The sequence below is a fragment of the Myxococcus sp. RHSTA-1-4 genome (assembly GCF_020037125.1).
GTDB lineage: Bacteria > Myxococcota > Myxococcia > Myxococcales > Myxococcaceae > Myxococcus.
Window position 1 is genome coordinate 1 of record NZ_JAIQDG010000028.1, and the last position, 16800, is coordinate 16800.

The following is a 16800-nucleotide window of genomic DNA, read 5'->3' on the forward strand; positions in this document are numbered from 1 at the left end:
GGAGGAGAGTTCATGTCCATCCCCCCTTCTGACCATTCAACCCTCCCCGTCTTTAGCCACTTCCCCGAAGCTGTTTAAAAAGGAAAAGAGATGAACTCCCCACCGAACCAGAACTTGGCAGCCATCATCGGGAGTGCGGTCCGCGTCGCCCTGCAGCGGCTGGAGCTGACCCAGGCCGACGTGGCCACGTCCTCGCCCGCCTCGCCAGCGCCCTGGCTGCCACCCATTCCGCGGGCGGCGTTCACCGCGACTTCAAGGGCGACAACGTCCTTGTGCGCGAGGCGGATGGCTGGCCCTTCCTCACCGACTTCGGTTCCGGCCACTTCCTCGGCGCCGCACCGCTGACCGAGCCCCCCTTTCCTCCCGGAACTCCGGCCTACCGCTCTCCCGAGGCCTGGCGCTCCGCGCGCCGGCCCGTCCCGGAGCCGGTACTCCCGTATGCACCCACGGCCGCGGATGACGTCTTCGCGCTGGGCGTCACGGCCTGGCGCCTGCTGACCGACGAGTACCCTTCTCCACCGGACTCCGCTTTCCGCCCCTCTCCCCTGGACGAAGCCGCGCCCCCGTCCCCGCGCACACTCAACCCCCGCTGCATCGAGGTGCTCAGCGGCCTGACGACCCGGATGCTCTCCGCAAACCCTGAGGCCCGTGGCTCCGCCCGCGAGCTGGCCAAGGCGCTGGAGCAGGCGGCGCGTGAAGCAGGAGCGGAGGCGGATGTGCCGCTCTTCTTCGACCGAGAGGCAACGGGGCCCATGCTCACGCGGCCCAGGCACACACTCGCCGCGCCGCATGGCCGCGCCCGTATGGTGCACCCCTGGCTCACGGCCGCGGGCCTGGGGGCTGCTCTGGCGCTGGGAGCCGTGTGGACGCTCCGCGCTCACCCCGGCGTGGAGGTCGAGAAGGAGCACGCTTCAAGAGCCGAGGAGGGGGAGGACGGGGGCACCGTCGCCGTCGGAGACACGGCGCTGACATCCCCGGTACCTCTCTCGCCGGCCCCCTCTGCATGGTCCACCATCTCCGTGGACATGCCTCCCAGGCCCGTGCCAGGGCAGCAGCGGCTGGACGCCAACGGTCGCTGTCCCAAGCTCCAGGTGCCCATCAATGGAGGCTGCTGGTTCAAGCTGCGCCTGGAACCGAAGGACTGCGAAGGGGAGGGCTACTACGTCTACAAGGGCGGGTGTTATGCGCCCGTCCTCGCTCCCGCGCGCCCGCCGACTTCGCGACCCGTGGAGCGTACCGGAGACACTCCAAGGTAATGCCGCTCCGAGCCGTCATGCGTCATCGCACAGCCGTCCCTTCCCGCCCGTGGGCTCCGCCGGCAGCACGTACGTCACGGGCTTCGGCAGCATCACCCGCACCTCATCCCCCGCGCGGATGAGGCCCGGCCGCTCCACCCAGGCCACCAGCCCCCGGCGCTGCCACGCGGCCTTCACGAAGCGGCTCGCCAACTTCTGCATGTCCGGGAAGTGCGCCTCGATGACGCGCCCCGGGCCGGTGCAGGGCTCGTTCTCCCCTTCCACCGCCAGCACCGCGTCCTCGGGGAAGAACAGCCGCGTGCCCGGCGGCAGGTGCGTCAGCCTCGGCACTCCCGCCACCTCCAGGTTCGCTCCCAGCCACGCCGCCAGCACCTTCGGAATCCCGAGCGCCTCCGCTACCTGCGCCAGCTCCTCGCTCGACACCAGTGACAACTGCCGCGTGTTGCGGATGGGCGTGCCCTTCGGGAACCACGGCGTGCGCACGTCCGCCGGCCGCGTCAGCCCCGCGTGCCGGTCTCCCTCGATGCCCTCGAAAGTCAGCCGCGTCTCCGACAGCTCCCGGGTGACGAAGGTCTTCCGCTCGGTGCAGACGAGGACGCGCACGATGCGTCCGAAGAGCTGAGGCGTACGGGCCATGATGGCCCGCGTTCTAACCCGCCCCGCCCTCCCGCGCTCGTTGCGTCAGAGCAGCGTGAGCTGCTGCGGCTTCCCGCCCAGCGGGCGCGCGTCCATGCCCGCGTCCCGCAGCGCCTGCGCCAGCTCCTCCGCGAAGCCATGGCACGTAATCACCTCTCGCGCGCCCGTGGACTTCGCATAGGCCACCAGTGACGGAAAGTCCGCATGGTCCGACAGCGGGAAGGCCACGTCCGCGCCGTAGCGCCGCGCCGCCCCCGGGTCCACCGCCCAGCCCGTCAGCACCGCCGTCGCCCTCGGCCATAGCGGCGCCAGCGCCCCACCCCGCGCCTGGTGCGGAGGGATGAAGAGCACCTCGCCCGGCTCCACCTTCCCGCTGTAGAGCCGCAGGTTCTCGATCGGCACGCCCAGCTCCGCGTAGAGCCGCGCCACCTCGTAGATGGACGCGTGCGCCACCAGCGGGAAGCCCCGGCCAGCGAGGTACTTCATCGCCTCCTGGCTCTTGCCCAGCGGATAGCCGAGCAGCACCGGCACCGCTCCACGCTCGAGCTGCGTGCGCACCCACGCCTCCACCTGCCCCAGCACCTCCGCGCGCGGCGGGAAGCGGTAGCGCGGGTGGCCGAACGTGGACTCGATGACGAGCGTGTCGCACTCGGCCACCTCCGTTGCCTCGGCCGTGAGCGAGGGCGCCACGTTCAAATCACCGGTGTAGACGACGCGCCGCCCGTCCGAGCGAATGGCACGAAGCTGCGTGCTGCCCAGGATGTGGCCCGCGGGCAACAGCTCCAGCACCAGCGGCCCCAGCTCGAAGGGTTGGCGGTAGGGCACCGCCAGCGGCGCATTCACCGGCCCCAGCCGGTGCGTCATGAAGCGCAGCGTGGCCGCCGTGGCGATGGTCCGCTCATGCCGGGCGATGTGGTCCGAGTGCCCATGACTGACGAAGCAAAGCGGCGACTTGCGCTTCGCGTCCAGGGACAGGGGGGTGCCCGTCAGGTGCATCCCGTTTCGCCGCAGCTCCACGCTCATGGGAAGGACCCGCGATATAGCGCGTCCCGCCGCCGCTGGCCCTCAGTGGTTCTCCGCCCCGCCCGCCTGGCTGCTGTGCAGGCCCGCCCGCGCCCTCCACCATCCCCAGGCCGCCGCGCCCACGTCCGATACCAGCACGCCCAGGAGGATGAGGCTGCCCCCCGCCCACTCGCGCGCACCCAGCACCTCGTAGCCCAGCGCCACCGAGTACGCCGCGGCGAACACCGGCTCCATGGAGTAGATGACCGCCGCCCGCACCGCCGTGGTGCGCGCCTGTCCCCAGGTCTGCACGCTGATGGCCACCGCGCTGGCGAGCACGCCGCAGACGAGCACCGCCCCCACGAAGGACGGAGTCCACTCCACCCGCCGCTCCACGAAGGGCAGGCTCAGCGCCGACAGCAGCGCCACGCCCCAGAGCTGCACCGCCACCAGCCCCGTCACGCCCTCCTTCGGCGCGTAGCGCTCCGTGAGGGTGATGTGGCCCGCGTACGCCACCGCGCAGCCCAGCGTCAGCAGGTCGCCCCGTGCGAGCCCGCCCTCTTGCGCGCCCACCTCCGGCCGCGTGAGGAAGTAGAGCCCCACCGCCGCCAGCACCACGCCCAGCAGCGACGTGGGCTTCGGTACCCGCTTGAAGAGCAGCAGCGAAAGCAGCGGGACGAACACCACGCTCATCCCGGTGATGAAGGCCGAGCGCGACGGCGTGGTCAGCGTGAGCCCCACCGTCTGCAGCGCGAAGCCCGCGAACAGGAAGAGGGCCAGCACCGCGCCGTTGCGCAGGTTGCGGGGCTGGAGCACCTGCCGCCCCGCCAGCGCGCTCAGCACCAGCGCCCCCACGAGGAAGCGCAGCGCGAGGAACGAGAACGGGTCTCCGTACCCCAGGGCGTCCTTCACCACCACGAAGGTGACGCCCCAGAAGACGGTGATGAGGGCCAGCGCGCCGTCCGCCTGGAGCCGCTGCACGCGCTCGGCGCGGGTCGCGCCGCCGTCCATGATGTCGGAAGTCGAGGTGCTCAAGACGCGGAGGCTTCTGGCCCAGGTCGGGGGCGCGATGCAACCGCACGCCCCGTCACGGTGGCAGCTCCCGCTCCATGACGACCAGGGCCTTGGTGCGGCCCGCCGCGTCCCAGGCCAGGTTGGTGCGCCAGGTGAGCTCCGGGGAGGAGGGCCGGAAGCCCATCCCTCCGAAGGTGCGCAGCGAGGCGGTGTTGTCGTCGTCGATGTCGGCGTACAGGCGCTCCTCGCCCTGACGCCGTGCCTCGGCCATCAGGCAGCCGAGCAGCCGAGTGGCCACTCCCATGCGCCGGGCCCGCGGCGCCACCACCAGCGAGCGCACCCAGAAGCCGTCCAGCGGGAGCGCCTCCTGCCGGTAGGAGTCCACCCAGGCGAAGCCATGCAGCCGCCCCTGCGCGTCGAACGCGCCCGCGGCGGCGCCCCGCCGGTCCGGCTCGGGCAGGCCCCACCGCTCGCGGAGCTGGCGGCGAAGGAAACCGGGGGACACCACCAGCTGCTCGCCCGCGAAGGCGAGCAAGGCGTCCAGGTCGTCGGTCCGCAGCAGCCGCACGTCCAGCGGCCCCACGAGCCTCCGCCGCAAGGGTCGCGACCAGCCGGAGAAGAAGAAGTCCCGCACGTGGCGGTAGACTACCCGGCTCTCGGGCCGGGCCCACGCCGCCGACAGGGCTTGTTGCGTCATCCACATCGCCGGCCGGAAGGGCCGGGGCAACGGCAACACCCACTGCCCGCGCCGCACCGCCACCACGCGCCCCAGCGTCACCCCGCCCGGAGGGTCCATGCCCCCCACCAGCGAGGCCGTCGCCCACGGCTCCGTGGACACCACCACGTGCGCCACCAGCTGGCGGCCCTGCCGCACCAGCGCCACGTCGCCCCGCGACATCGCCCCGGGGCCACACCGCAGCACCCGCACCGAGTCCCCGCCGCGCAGCAGGGGGTACAGGCTCCGCCCCGCGCCACGCACCCACAGCCGCTGCCCGGGCGGCAGCGCCTCGAGCACGTCCAGCAGTACCTCGGTGGGGGGAGACTTCCGCGGCGGCATGTACTCAGCCCTCGACGTTCCTACATCCGGGTTCTACCCCGCCCTTCGCGGTCCCGATATGAGGGGCACCCGCACCTGCCCGCCGCTGGCAGGCGAAGGAAGGATGGGTCCATGGACACGAGGCCGGAAGGCTCGTTGGTGCCCCAACAGGGCTGGTGGAGCCGCAACTGGAAGTGGGTGGTGCCCGTGGGCTGCCTGGGCACGCTGGCGTCGTGTGGCTGCCTGGGCGCCGCCATCGTCGTCATGGGCCTGTCCTCTCTCACGAAGCTGGGCGCATACACGGAGGCGGTGGCCATCGCCACCTCGGACGCGGAGGTGCGGCGCGAGCTGGGCACGCCCATCGACACCGGCTGGCCCCGCCAGTCCTCGGTGAGCTCGAACAACGGCCGCACCCAGGCCCGCTTCTCCATTCCCCTGGATGGCCCCGAGGCGGACGGCACGCTGCACGTGGACGCGGAGAAGGAGGACGACAGCGAGTGGCGCTACCGTACTCTCGACGTGGAGCTGGAGAACGGCACCCGCATCGACCTGCGGGACGACGCGCCTCCCGGTGAGCCCCTGCCTCCCCCAACGCCGCCCGTCCCTCCGGAGCCGCCCTTCGGAGCCGAGCCGCCCGGACGCGGTGAGGAAGAGCCCCCGAGCGAGGGCGAGAGCGACATCGAGCTGTAGCCCGCAAGCACGAAGGGGCGGCGCGGGGAATGTCCCCACGTCCGCCCCTCGCGGCCCGACCGGTGTACCGGTGGGACTACTTCAGCTTGGCCAGCTCCGAGCGCAGCTCGGGCAGCACCTTGAAGAGGTCCGCGACGATGCCGTAGTCCGCCACCTGGAAGATGGGGGCCTCCGGGTCCTTGTTGATGGCGACGATGGTCTTCGAGCTCTTCATGCCCGCCAGGTGCTGGATGGCGCCGCTGATGCCGGCCGCGATGTAGAGCTGCGGAGCCACCACCTTGCCCGTCTGGCCGACCTGCAAGTCGTTGGGCACCCAACCCGCGTCGCACACCGCGCGGGACGCGCCCACCGCGGCGCCCAGGTCATCCGCCAGCGCTTCAATCTCCTTGAAGTCGCCCTTGGTGCCACGGCCGCCGGAGACCACCACGCGCGCCTCGGTCAGCTCGGGGCGGGCGCTCTTCACTTCCTTGAAGTCGACGAACTTCGTCTTGGAGGCCTCGACCTTCGGGGTGAAGGCCTTCACCTCGGCGGCGCCCTGGCCGCCCTGGGCGGCGGGGAACTCGGTGGCGCGCAGGCTGAACACCTTCACCGGCGTGGTGAGCTTCACCTCGGCGAAGACGTTGCCGGCCCACATGGGGCGGTTGAAGGTGATGTCCGCGCCGCTGCCGTTGAAGCCCATGACGTCCGTGGCCATGGCGGCGCGCAGGCGGGCGGCCAGGCGCGGCATCAGGTCCTTGCCCTGCGCCGTGGAGGCCATGCCCACGTAGTCCGCCTTCAGCTCCTGCGCGAGGGCGGCCAGCGCGGGGGCGTACGTCTCGGCGAGGTAGTGCTCCAGCTCAGGGGCGGCGCCCACGTGCACGGCCTTGGCGCCGTAGCCCTTGAGCTCGTCCGCGACCTTCGCGGGGTCCTTGCCCACCAGGGCGATGTGAAGCTCGGCACCGGCCTTCTCGGCGAGCTGCTTGCCCGCGCCAATGGCGTTGAGGGTGGCCTTGCGGAGGTTCCCGTCCGGCTGCTGCTCGGCGACGATGAGAACGATTGGCATCTGAGTGACTCCGTATCTCTCTCTAAAGGTTCGTTCCGAAGAAGGAGGAAGCGGCCAAAGCCGCTCAGACGACCTTCGCCTCGTTGTGCAGCTTCTCCACCAGGGCCGGCACGTCCGCCACCTTGATGCCCGCCTTGCGAGCCGGGGGCGCCGACATCTTCAGCACCTGGATGGCCGGGGTGACGTCCACGCCCAGCTTGGCCGGCGTCAGCTCCTCAATCGGCTTGCTCTTGGCCTTCATGATGCCCGGGAGGCTGGCGTAGCGCGGCTGGTTGAGGCGCAGGTCCGTGGTGACGATGGCCGGCAGCTGGCACTCCAGGGTGGCCAGGCCGTTGTCGACCTCGCGAATCACGCGCACCGTCTTGCCGTCGGCGCCGACGACGAGCGCGGGCACCTTGTTCTTCTCCTGCTCGCTCTCCAGCGACTCGACCTTGGAGGCGAAGGTGGCCTGGCCCCAGCCGAGGAACTCGGCGAGGTACTGGCCCACCTGGTTCTGGTCATCGTCGATGGACTGCTTGCCGAGGATGACGAGGTCCGGCTTCTCCTTCTCCACCACCTTCTGGAGCAGGCCGGCGATGGCGAGCTGGTCCAGCGGGCCGGTGTGGTTCACCCACACCGCGCGGTGGGCGCCCATGGCCAGGGCGTGCCGGAGCTGCTCCTGCACCTCCTTGCCACCAATGGACACCACGACAACCTCACCCTGGTGCTTCGCCACGAGGCGCAGGCCCTCTTCGACGCCAATCTCGTCGAAGGGGTTGATCTTGTACTTGAGCCCCTCCTGAACGATGCCCGAGCCATCCGGCTTCACCTTGATTTTGGACTCGGGGTCTTCCACGCGCTTGGCGGTGACGAGGATCTTCACGGCGGTGCTTCTCCTTGCCGAGGAGGCAGTTGAAGGCTGGAAAACAGTCCGCACGCGCCGCATTGACGCGACGCACGAGCGGTCCGGGTTAATAGGCATCCGTGTGTCACGGCGGCAATGGGAAACGGCCGCCGGACACAGTTCTGCTTTTCTACTTGAACAGTTCCCGCGCGATGACGAGCCGCTGGACCTGGCTGGTTCCCTCGTAGACCTGGATGAGCTTGGCGTCGCGCATCAGCTTCTCCACGGGGTAGTCCTTGATGTAGCCGTAACCGCCGTACACCTGCACGGCGTCGGTGGCGACCTTCATGGCCATGTCCGCGGCGAAGCACTTGGCATAGCTGGACTGGAGGGTGTTGCGCTTGCCCTCATCCAACAGCCAGGCGCTCTCGTAGGTGAGCATGCGCGCGGCGTGGGTGTTCATGGCCATGTCGGCAATCATGAACTGGATGGCCTGGTGCTCGATGATGGGCTTGCCGAACGTCTTGCGCTGGCTGGCGTACTCCATGGAGTACTCGAGCGCGGCGCGGGCGATGCCCACGGAGAACATGGCGGTGAGCGGGCGGCTGTTGTCCAGCGTGGCCATGGCGACGGCGAAGCCCTGGCCCTCCTCACCGATGCGGTTGGCGACGGGGACGCGCACGTCCTCGAAGGTCAGCGAGACAGTCTCGCTGGCGCGCTGGCCCATCTTGTTCTCGTGCTTGCTGGCGGTGAGGCCCTTGGGACGGCCCTCCACCACGAAGCAGGTGATGCCCTTGTGCTTCTTCGCCTTGTCCATCGTGGCGAACACCGTGTACTGCTCGGCCTGGCCGCCGTTGGTGATGAAGCACTTGGCGCCGTTGAGGACGTAGTGGTCACCGTCCCGGACCGCGGTGGTCTGCATGCTGGCCACGTCGCTGCCGGCCTCGGGCTCGGTGAGGCAGAAGGACGAGAACTTCAGCCGCTCGGAGAAGTGGCCCAGCAGGCGCTTCTTCTGCTCCTCCGTGCCGTGGAGGATGATGGGCAGGTTGGCCAGGTCGTTGGCGATGATGGACGTCGCCACGCCGGCGCAGCCCCAGCTCAGCTCCTCCGCGACGATGACCTGCTCCAGGTGGGACAGGCCCACGCCGCCGTACTCGGCGGGGATGGCCATGTTCAGCAGGCCCAGCTCCCACGCGGTGGACAACAAATCCCGGGGGAAGGTGGCCGTCTCGTCGTAGTGCGCGGCCTTGGGGCGCACCACTTCGCGGGCATACTTGCGTGCGGCTTCCTGCAGTGCGCGCTGGGCCTCGGTGAGCTGGAATTCCATGCGACTCCTCGTGACTCGGGGCTGCTCGTTGACTCGGGAGTCAACGAATACATGCCGCGCCGCGAAATCGCCAGTCCAACCCGCTTTCAGCACATGAGGGAGACGCTCCCACATCCCCGGAGGGCCGCTCCGGCCCCCGCGTGGGGGGCCGGGAGGGCCGGGAGCCGGGCGGGGGCTACTTCGCCGCCGGGGGCCTGGCGGCCTTGGGGACCTTCTCCCAGTCCGCGAGGAACTTCTTGATGCCCGCGTCGGTGAGCGGGTGGTTGGCCAGTTGGGTGATGACGCTGTAGGGCAGCGTGGCGACATCCGCGCCCAGGCGGGCGGCCTGGAGGACGTGGACGGGGTTGCGGACGCTGGCGACCAGCACCTGGGTGGTGAAGTCGTAGTTCCGGTAGATCTCCAGGATTTGGGCGATGAGGTCCATGCCGTCCTGGGAGATGTCGTCCAGCCGGCCCACGAAGGGCGACACGTAGGTGGCGCCGGCCTTGGCGCACAGCAGGGCCTGGTTGGCGGAGAAGCAGAGGGTGACGTTGGTGCGGATGCCCTCGGCGGTGAGCGCCTTGGTGGCCTTCATGCCCTCCACGCCCATGGGAATCTTCACGACGACGTTGTCGTGAATCTTCGCCAGGGTGCGGCCCTCCTTCACCAGCTCGTCCGCCTCCAGGGAGACGCACTCGGCGCTGACGGGGCCGTCCACGATGGAGCAGATCTCCCGGATGGTCTCCTCCAGGGGACGCCCCACCTTGGCGAGGAGCGACGGGTTGGTGGTGACGCCGTCCACGCAGCCCATCGCGTAAGCCTTGCGGATCTCCTCAACGTCCGCGGTGTCGATGAAGAACTTCATCTCGTCCCTCTCCTGGGTTTGTTTCAATCCACGCCCCTCGTGTTCACGAGGAGCGGCAAGGTGGGTACCACCATCCGCCCCGGGGTGCCCGGGCGAGCAGGCGCGTAACCGATGCCCCCCCATGCGTCAAGGGTGGCCACCATGGGGTGCCCGAGGGTAGAAGCTTCCGCCATCGACATGGCCCGCTCCCCTCGCTCCGCCGCCAAGAAGCCTCGCCTGCGCGCCCTCCCCGGCCGCCCTGCCCAGGCCCCCGCCTCCGCCTCGGACGCCGAGGCCACGCTCGCCTACGCACGGGGCGTGCTGGAAGCCGAGGCCCGAGCCATCCTCGGAGTGACGGAGCGCCTGGGCGACTCCTTCCTCCGCGCCGTGCAGCTCGTGCGCGAGTGCACGGGCCAGGTGGTGGTGACGGGCATGGGCAAGGCGGGCCACATCGGCCAGAAGCTGTCCGCCACGCTGGCGTCCACGGGCATCCGCTCGGTGTACCTGCACCCGGCCGAGGCCGTGCACGGCGACCTGGGCCGCGTGGCGCGCGGGGACGTCATCCTCGCCCTGTCCAACAGCGGCTCCACCGAGGAGCTCATCCGGCTGCTGCCCTCGTTCAAGCGCATGGCCACGCCGGTCATCGCGCTGACGGGGGACGCGCAGAGCCCGCTGGCGCGTGGCTCGGAGGTGGTGCTGGACATCGGCCCCATTGAAGAGGCGTGCCCCATGGGGCTGGTGCCCACGGCCTCCACCGCCGCGCTGCACGCGCTGGGCGACGCGCTGGCCATGGCGCTGCTGCGCTCGCGGCCCTTCGGCACGGAGGACTACGCGCTGCTTCACCCGGGCGGGAAGCTGGGACGCTCCGTGCAGCGCGTCTTCGACCTGATGCGCACGGGCAATGCCAATCCGCTGGTGGTCGACACCGCGCCCCTGGCCCAGGTGGTGGGGGTGATGACGAAGACACCGGGCCGGCCGGGCGCCGCGTGCGTGGTGGACAAGACCGGACTGCTGGTGGGCATCTTCACCGACGGCGACCTGCGCCGCCGCGTGGAGGCGGGGCTGACGGACTTCACCATTCCGGTGCGCGACGTCATGGGCAAGCACCCGCGCTGCGTGACGCCGGAGACGCTGGTGCTCACCGCCACCGCGCAGATGCGCGAGCTGAAGGTGGACCAGCTCCCCGTCGTGGACGCGGAAGGGCACGCCGTGGGCCTGCTGGACGTGCAGGACCTGCTGGCCGCGAAGTTCTTCTGACGCCAGCGCCTACTGCGCCAGCTTGGCCTGCAAGGCCGCCTTGTTGGCGTAGTCCGGCGCGTCGGTGGCGAGCTTCTCCCAGAGCGCCTTCGCGCCCTTGGCGTCGCCCTTGGCCTTCAGCGTGTCGCCCAGCTTCTCCACCGCCGCCGGGTCCGACTGCACGGCCACGCCCCACACTCGCGCCGACATGGGACGGCCCAGGCCCACCAGCGCCCACGCCATGCCCGCCTTCGCGCGCCCGTTCTCCGGCTGGAAGGGCACCACGCGCGTGTAGTTGGCGAGCGCCTCCTGGTAGCGGCCCTTCGCCAGGTGCTCCTCGCCCTCCTCCACCAGCTTCGCCAGGCCCTGCTCCAGTTCCGGCGTGCGCTCGGTGTTCTTCACCGCCTCGATGGCTTCCTGGGACAGCGGACGCGGGGCGTCCGGCTGCGCGGGAGCGGCCGCCTGCGACAGGCGGATGCGACGGTCCTCGGCGCGCGAGGCAAGCAGCTTCTTGCGGCCCCCCGCCTTCACCGTCTCCTCCACCAGGGCGCTCATCCGCTTCGCCATGGGCGCGCGCGCCGAGTCCGGGTGCGCGGCCACCAGCGCGTCGAAGCCCGCGCGGGCCTGCTTCAGCGCCGCCAGGTCCTCGCCCTTCGTCTCGAACAGCAGCGACGCGCGCGAGAAGAGGGCCTCCTCGTGCGCCGGCTCCACCTCCAGCACGCCGTCGTACACCGCCATCGCCCCGGCCGAATCACCGGAGAGCAGGAGCGCGTGGCCGCGCATCATCTGCACGTCCAGCACCGGCGTCAGCGCCGCCCGCGCGCAGGCCGCCGCGCCCGCGGCGTCACCCTTCTTCGCGCGCTCCTGCGCCGCCGCCGTCATGTCCTCCACCGGCATGCCCGGGGTGAAGCCGCAGCCCGCCGCGTCCGGCGAGGGCACGGCCGCCTTGCCCAGCCTCTTGCGCTGCGCCAGGAACAACTCCCGCGCCGGCTTCGCCCGCGCCTCCGCCTGCAGGAGGTAGGTGACGGCCTCCGTGTTGCGGCCGTTCACGTAGTAGAGCCGCCCCAGCGACGAGGCGATTTCGAAGGTCTTCTCCCGCTCCTTCAGCCCCTCCGTCGAGTCGAGCTGGCGCAGCAGCTCGTCCGCGGACGGAGGCGCCCGGCCCGTGCCCGACATGGGCGGGTGCCCTGGCGGCAGCTCACCCGAAGGCGCCGCCGCGCCCTCCTGCATCGTGGGGTGCCCCTCGGGCATCGCACCGGCGCCAGGAGCGGTGCCAGCGGGCGGGTTGGCGGGCGAAGCCGTGGTCCCCGGAGGGACGGGCGGGTGGCCGGGGGGCAGCTGGGTGGGCTCGGCGGCGAGCAGCGCCGCGGTGGCCAGGGCAAGGGAGAGGTTCATGAGTCGTTGCTCGGGTAGCTCGCTTCGGGCCAGAAGCTGGCCTCGCTCCTGCGAACGTCCTGCGGGGCGAGTTTCCCGAGGAGCTCCTTCACGGTGACACCCAGCACCGGGTGCACCAGGTGCGGGGCCAGCTCGGCCAGCGGCTCGAGCGCGAAGCGGCGCTTGTGCAGCTCCAGGTGGGGCACCTGGAGGTGCGGGTCGGCCACCACCTGTCCCTCCCAGAAGAGGATGTCCAGGTCGATGGGACGCGGCCCCCAGCGCACTTCACGGCGCCGGCCCTGGTCCTTCTCAATCTGCTGGAGGATGCCCAGCAACCGCTGGGGCGACAGGCCGCACTCCAGGGCCACCACCGCGTTGAGGTAGCGCGGCTGCGGCGGCCCCACGGGGGCACTGTCGAAGAGGGACGAGCAGCGCAGCACCGCCACCGCGTCGATGCGGGACAGCGCGGTCAGGGCGTCGACGAGGTGGCCCTCGCGGTCACCCTCGTTTGAACCCAACCCGACGTAGACGGTGTCGCTCACGGCTCCATCTCAACCGGGTTGACCAGGGTCCCGATTCCCTCGATCTCCACTTCCACCGAGTCCCCCGCCGCCAGCTTCCCCACCCCCGACGGTGTCCCCGTGCTCACCATGTCGCCCGGCAGCAGCGTCATGATGTGGGAGATGAAGGACACCAGGCGGGCGGGGCTGAAAATCATGTCGGACGTCCTGCTGTCCTGGCGCACCTGTCCATTCACCCGGCAGACGATACGCAGGTCCGCCGGGGACAGGCCCGTCACCGCCCAGGGCCCGGCACAGGCGAAGGTGTCATACCCCTTGGCGCGGGTGTGCTGCACCTCGCGCTTCTGGATGTCACGCGCCGTCACGTCGTTGAAGCAGGTGAGGCCCCAGATGGCGCGGGCGGCCGTCGTCTCGTCCGCGTTCTTCAGCCGCTCGCCGATGACGAGCGCCAGCTCCGCCTCGTAGTGCACCTCCTGGCTCGCCTTCGGAATCCGGATGGGCGAGCCCATGCCGTTGAGGGCCGTGGAGGGCTTGGTGAAGATGAGCGGCTCGGGAGGCACGGGCTTGCCCATCTCCTCCGCGTGCTTGCGGTAGTTCTGCCCGATGCACACCACCTTGGACGCGTCCGAGGGCACCAGCAGCGTCACCGCGGACAGCGAGCGGCGGATGCCCGTGTCCTTCGAGCCCGCCGTCCACGGCGCCGCGGAGAGGACCACCACCTCGGTGCCCTCGACACGGCCGTGGTGCGCGCGGCCCTCGTACAGGAAGCGGCAGTAGCGCGCCGTCGTCATGCGGTCCTCTGGAAGCCGAGCACGTCGGCCATGTCATAGAGCCCCGGCGCCCGGCCCGCCACCCACCTCGCCGCCCGCAGCGCCCCCAGGCCGAACTGGTCCCTGCTGGTGGCCCGGTGCGTGAGCTCGATGCGCTCGCCCTCGCCGAAGAAGAACACGGTGTGCTCGCCCACCACGTCCCCGCCCCGGAGCGTCTGCACGCCAATCTCGTTGGCCGGCCGCGCGCCCACCATGCCGTGGCGCGCGAAGGTGAGGTCCTCGCTGGAGCGCCCCAGCGCCCCGGCCAGCACCTCCGCCAGCCGCAGCGCGGTGCCGCTGGGCGCGTCCTTCTTCATGCGGTGGTGCGCCTCCAGCACCTCCACGTCGAAGCCCGGCCCCAGCACCCGCGCCAGCTCGGCCGCCATGCGGATGACCACGTTGACGCCCACGGACATGTTGGGCGCGGCCACCACGGGGATGCTCTTCGCGGACGCGGCCAGCGCCGCCGTGGACTCCGGGGTGAAGCCGGTGGAGCCCACCACCAGCGCCACGCCGCGCGCCGCGCACGCCTTCGCGTGAGCCACGCTCACCTCGGCGCTGGTGAAGTCGATGACGACGTCCGCCTTCGCCGCGTCCAGCGCCTTGCCCAGGTCATCCACCACCGGGACTTCCATGGCGCCCAGCCGCGCGGCCAGTCCCGCGTCCAGGCCCACCGCGGCGCTGCCCGGGCGCTCCGTGGCGCCCACCACCCGTAGGTCCTCCGAATCCCGCGCCAGGCGCAGCAGCGTGCTGCCCATGCGGCCGGTGACTCCGGTGATGACGGTGCGAATCATGTCTGCCGCGCTCCTCGGGTGACGTGTCGAAGCTGGGGTTTCCGGGGGCGGAAGGCTCAGCCCTTGAGCAGCCCCAGGTGGCGCAGCTCGTCGCGAAGCTTCGACGCGTGGGGCTCGCTCATCGGCACCAGCGGCAGCCGCAGCTCCGGACCGAACAGGCCCATGACGTGCAGGGCCCACTTCACCGGAATGGGGTTGGACTCCACGAAGAGCAGCCGGTGCAGGTTGTTCATCCGCACCTGGAGGTCACGCGCCTTCGCGATGTCACCCGCGCGCGCCAGCGACACCAGGTCCGCCATCATCCGCGGCGCCACGTTGGAGGACACGGAGATGACGCCCTTGCCGCCGCAGGCGATGAAGGGCAGCACGGTGAAGTCGTCGCCGGACAGGAGCGTCATCCGCTCGCCGCACTTCTCCAGGATTTCGAGCGCCCGGAACATGTTGCCGGTGGCCTCCTTGATGGCCACCACCTCCGGGATGTCGCACAGGCGCTGCACCGTCTCCGGCAGCATGTCCACGCCGGTGCGGCCCGGTACGTTGTAGGCGACAATCGGGAAGCCCGGGTGCGCGCGCGCAATCGCGCGGAAGTGCTCCACCAGGCCCGCCTGCGTGGGCTTGTTGTAGTACGGCGTGACGATGAGCGTGCCGTCCGCGCCCGTCTCGCGCACGCGCTTCACGGACTCGATGGCCTCCGCGGTGCTGTTGGAGCCGCCGCCGCCCACCACCGCCGCGCGTCCCTTCGCCTCCTCCACCGCCACCTTCACGGCGCGGGCGCGCTCGTCGGGCGTCATGGTCACCGACTCGCCGGTGGTGCCCATGGGAATCAGGACGCTGGTGCCACCCTCAATCTGGTAGCGCACCAGGGCCCGGTAGGCCTGCTCATCGAACGCCCCGTCGCGGAACGGGGTGGCGAGCGCCGTCATGGAGCCTTCGAAGGTCTTCATGCGGCGCTTATACGTTCAGGCCCGCTCGCCGCGCCAGAGATCCTCAATCCGCTCGCGTTCGCGGACGACTCTCCAGGCGTCCCCGTCCACCATCACCTCGGCCGGACGGGGCCGGGAGTTGTAGTTGGAAGCCATGCTCATTCCGTAAGCCCCGGCGCTCATGAAGGCGAACAGCTCGCCTGCCTGGGGGAGGACCAGGGGGCGGGCCTTCGCCAGCACGTCGGTGGACTCACACACCGGCCCCACGACGTCCACCTCCACCGCCTTGCCCCGGCGCTTCACCAGGGGCTGCATGGCATGGTGCGCCTCGTAGAGGGCCGGGCGGAGCAGGTCGTTCATCCCCGCATCCACCACGACGAAGTGCTTCGCGGGCGTCCTCTTCCGGTACAGCACGCGGGTGAGCAGCACGCCGGCATTGCCCACCAGCGCCCGGCCCGGCTCCAGAATCAGGTGGGCGCCGGTGTCCTTCGTCGCGGCCAGCACGGTGCGCGCGTACTCCTCGGGGGACGGCGGCGTCTCGTCCGAGTAGGTGATGCCCAGGCCGCCACCCACGTCCAGGTACGCCAGCGGGTGCCCCTGGGTCTTCAACTCCGAATACAGGCCCGCCACCTTGGTGAGGGCGGCGCGCACGGGCGAGGACTGGGTGAGCTGCGAGCCGATGTGGCAGTCCAGCCCGGCCGCGCGCACGCCCTTCAGCTTCTTCGCGCGCGTGTAGAGGGCCACCGCCTCCTCGAAGGGCACGCCGAACTTGGACGTCTTCAGCCCGGTGGAGATGTAGCGGTGCGTGCGCGCGTCCACGTCCGGGTTCACCCGTAGCGCGAAGGGCGCGCGGCGGCCCAGGCGGCGGCCCACCGCGTCCAGCGCCTCCAGCTCCTCGGCGCTCTCCACGTTGAAGAGGAGGATGCCCGCGGCCAGGGCCGCCTCCATCTCCTCCTGCGTCTTGCCCACGCCGGCGAACACCGTCTTCCCCGCGTCCCCTCCGGCCTGCCGCACCCGGGCCAGCTCGCCTCCGGAGACGATGTCGAAGCCGCCGCCCAGCCCGGCGAGGAGCCGGAGGATGGCGAGCGTGGAGTTGGCCTTCACCGAGTAGCAGATGAGGTGCGGCGCGCCGCCGAAGGCCTCCGACACCACCCGGAAGTGCCGGGTGAGCGTGGCCGACGAGTACACGTACGTGGGCGTCCCCACCGCGTCCGCGATGGCCGTCAGCGGGACGCCCTCGGCGTGCAGCACGCCCTTGCGCCAGACGAAGTGGTTCACGGCGTCTCGGCGCCCGGGACGATGGTGCCCCCATCCGGGGCGGGGGTGATGGTGGGCCCCGACGGCTCGAGGGGCGCCCGCTCGGCCTCCTCCCGCGGGGACGGCTGAGTCTCCGTGGGAGGCGCGGGAGGCGGGCCCGGCGGCCGGGGCGAGCCCTTGATGCCGCACGCCCCCAGCACCAGCACGAGACCGACGAACGAGAGGGCGCGGCGCATG

General features: G+C 70.9%; 18 protein-coding genes. 3 read left to right on the forward strand and 15 right to left on the reverse strand.

From position 1 onward, the window contains the following. The first annotated feature begins 212 nt into the window (after window positions 1-212). Window positions 213-1256 carry a serine/threonine protein kinase gene (locus K8638_RS31445; protein ID WP_223758514.1) on the forward strand — a complete coding sequence of 348 codons (1044 nt, stop codon included), beginning with the start codon at window positions 213-215 and terminating at the stop codon, window positions 1254-1256. Window positions 1257-1271: 15 nt separating this feature from the next. Here the strand turns inward: K8638_RS31445 and K8638_RS31450 are convergent, their stop codons facing one another. Genes K8638_RS31450 through K8638_RS31465 form a run of 4 tightly spaced genes read right to left on the reverse strand, consistent with a single transcriptional unit; the run spans window position 1272 to window position 4965 of the window. After that, entirely contained in the window at window positions 1272-1892 is a 621-nt protein-coding gene (locus K8638_RS31450) for an MOSC domain-containing protein (protein WP_223758374.1), read from the reverse strand. 45 nt (window positions 1893-1937) lie between these two features. Next, window positions 1938-2915 carry an MBL fold metallo-hydrolase gene (locus K8638_RS31455; protein WP_223758375.1) on the reverse strand — a complete coding sequence of 326 codons (978 nt, stop codon included), beginning with the start codon at window positions 2913-2915 and terminating at the stop codon, window positions 1938-1940. A 42-nt stretch (window positions 2916-2957) separates the two neighbouring features. Further along, the gene (locus K8638_RS31460; RefSeq protein WP_223758376.1) at window positions 2958-3929 is read right to left on the reverse strand and encodes a DMT family transporter; all 972 of its coding nucleotides are present in this window, start codon (window positions 3927-3929) and stop codon (window positions 2958-2960) included. Between the two features lie 52 nt (window positions 3930-3981). Continuing rightward, on the reverse strand, window positions 3982-4965 hold the full coding sequence (locus K8638_RS31465; protein WP_223758377.1) for a GNAT family N-acetyltransferase: 984 nt from the start codon (window positions 4963-4965) through the stop codon (window positions 3982-3984). A gap of 111 nt (window positions 4966-5076) precedes the next feature. On the opposite strand from K8638_RS31465, the gene K8638_RS31470 reads away from it, so the two are divergent. Next, window positions 5077-5634 carry a cytochrome c oxidase assembly factor Coa1 family protein gene (locus K8638_RS31470; protein WP_223758378.1) on the forward strand — a complete coding sequence of 186 codons (558 nt, stop codon included), beginning with the start codon at window positions 5077-5079 and terminating at the stop codon, window positions 5632-5634. Between the two features lie 76 nt (window positions 5635-5710). On the opposite strand, the gene K8638_RS31475 is transcribed toward K8638_RS31470, so the two are convergent. From K8638_RS31475 to fsa, 4 genes are all read right to left on the reverse strand, one after another. Further along, window positions 5711-6676: an electron transfer flavoprotein subunit alpha/FixB family protein gene (locus K8638_RS31475; RefSeq protein ID WP_223758379.1), complete on the reverse strand. Its 966-nt coding sequence runs from the start codon at window positions 6674-6676 to the stop codon at window positions 5711-5713. Between the two features lie 64 nt (window positions 6677-6740). Continuing rightward, window positions 6741-7538: an electron transfer flavoprotein subunit beta/FixA family protein gene (locus K8638_RS31480; protein ID WP_223758380.1), complete on the reverse strand. Its 798-nt coding sequence runs from the start codon at window positions 7536-7538 to the stop codon at window positions 6741-6743. 151 nt (window positions 7539-7689) lie between these two features. Continuing rightward, entirely contained in the window at window positions 7690-8826 is a 1137-nt protein-coding gene (locus tag K8638_RS31485) for an acyl-CoA dehydrogenase family protein (protein ID WP_223758381.1), read from the reverse strand. Between the two features lie 175 nt (window positions 8827-9001). Beyond that, window positions 9002-9670, reverse strand: coding sequence for a fructose-6-phosphate aldolase (fsa, locus tag K8638_RS31490; protein ID WP_223758382.1), 669 nt, complete (start codon window positions 9668-9670; stop codon window positions 9002-9004). A gap of 177 nt (window positions 9671-9847) precedes the next feature. Between fsa and K8638_RS31495 the strand changes: the two genes are divergently transcribed. Next, the gene (locus K8638_RS31495; RefSeq protein ID WP_223758383.1) at window positions 9848-10906 is read left to right on the forward strand and encodes an SIS domain-containing protein; all 1059 of its coding nucleotides are present in this window, start codon (window positions 9848-9850) and stop codon (window positions 10904-10906) included. Between the two features lie 9 nt (window positions 10907-10915). Here K8638_RS31495 and K8638_RS31500 read toward each other — a convergent pair whose 3' ends face one another. The 7 genes from K8638_RS31500 to K8638_RS31530 are packed head-to-tail and all read right to left on the reverse strand — an operon-like array spanning window position 10916 to window position 16799. Beyond that, entirely contained in the window at window positions 10916-12280 is a 1365-nt protein-coding gene (locus K8638_RS31500) for a lipopolysaccharide assembly protein LapB (RefSeq protein ID WP_223758384.1), read from the reverse strand. Then, a complete protein-coding gene (folK, locus tag K8638_RS31505) occupies window positions 12277-12801 on the reverse strand; it encodes a 2-amino-4-hydroxy-6-hydroxymethyldihydropteridine diphosphokinase (protein ID WP_223758385.1) in 525 nt (174 codons plus the stop codon). The genes K8638_RS31500 and folK overlap by 4 nt, the downstream gene beginning before the upstream one ends. Beyond that, window positions 12798-13571: a fumarylacetoacetate hydrolase family protein gene (locus tag K8638_RS31510; protein WP_223758386.1), complete on the reverse strand. Its 774-nt coding sequence runs from the start codon at window positions 13569-13571 to the stop codon at window positions 12798-12800. Before K8638_RS31510 ends, folK begins: the two co-directional genes overlap by 4 nt. Further along, entirely contained in the window at window positions 13568-14383 is an 816-nt protein-coding gene (gene dapB / locus K8638_RS31515; protein WP_223758387.1) for a 4-hydroxy-tetrahydrodipicolinate reductase, read from the reverse strand. The genes K8638_RS31510 and dapB overlap by 4 nt, the downstream gene beginning before the upstream one ends. A gap of 56 nt (window positions 14384-14439) precedes the next feature. Beyond that, a complete protein-coding gene (gene dapA, locus K8638_RS31520) occupies window positions 14440-15327 on the reverse strand; it encodes a 4-hydroxy-tetrahydrodipicolinate synthase (protein WP_223758388.1) in 888 nt (295 codons plus the stop codon). 15 nt (window positions 15328-15342) lie between these two features. Further along, window positions 15343-16584: a diaminopimelate decarboxylase gene (gene lysA, locus K8638_RS31525; protein WP_223758389.1), complete on the reverse strand. Its 1242-nt coding sequence runs from the start codon at window positions 16582-16584 to the stop codon at window positions 15343-15345. Beyond that, entirely contained in the window at window positions 16581-16799 is a 219-nt protein-coding gene (locus K8638_RS31530; RefSeq protein WP_223758390.1) for a hypothetical protein, read from the reverse strand. Before K8638_RS31530 ends, lysA begins: the two co-directional genes overlap by 4 nt. Window position 16800: the final 1 nt, after the last annotated feature.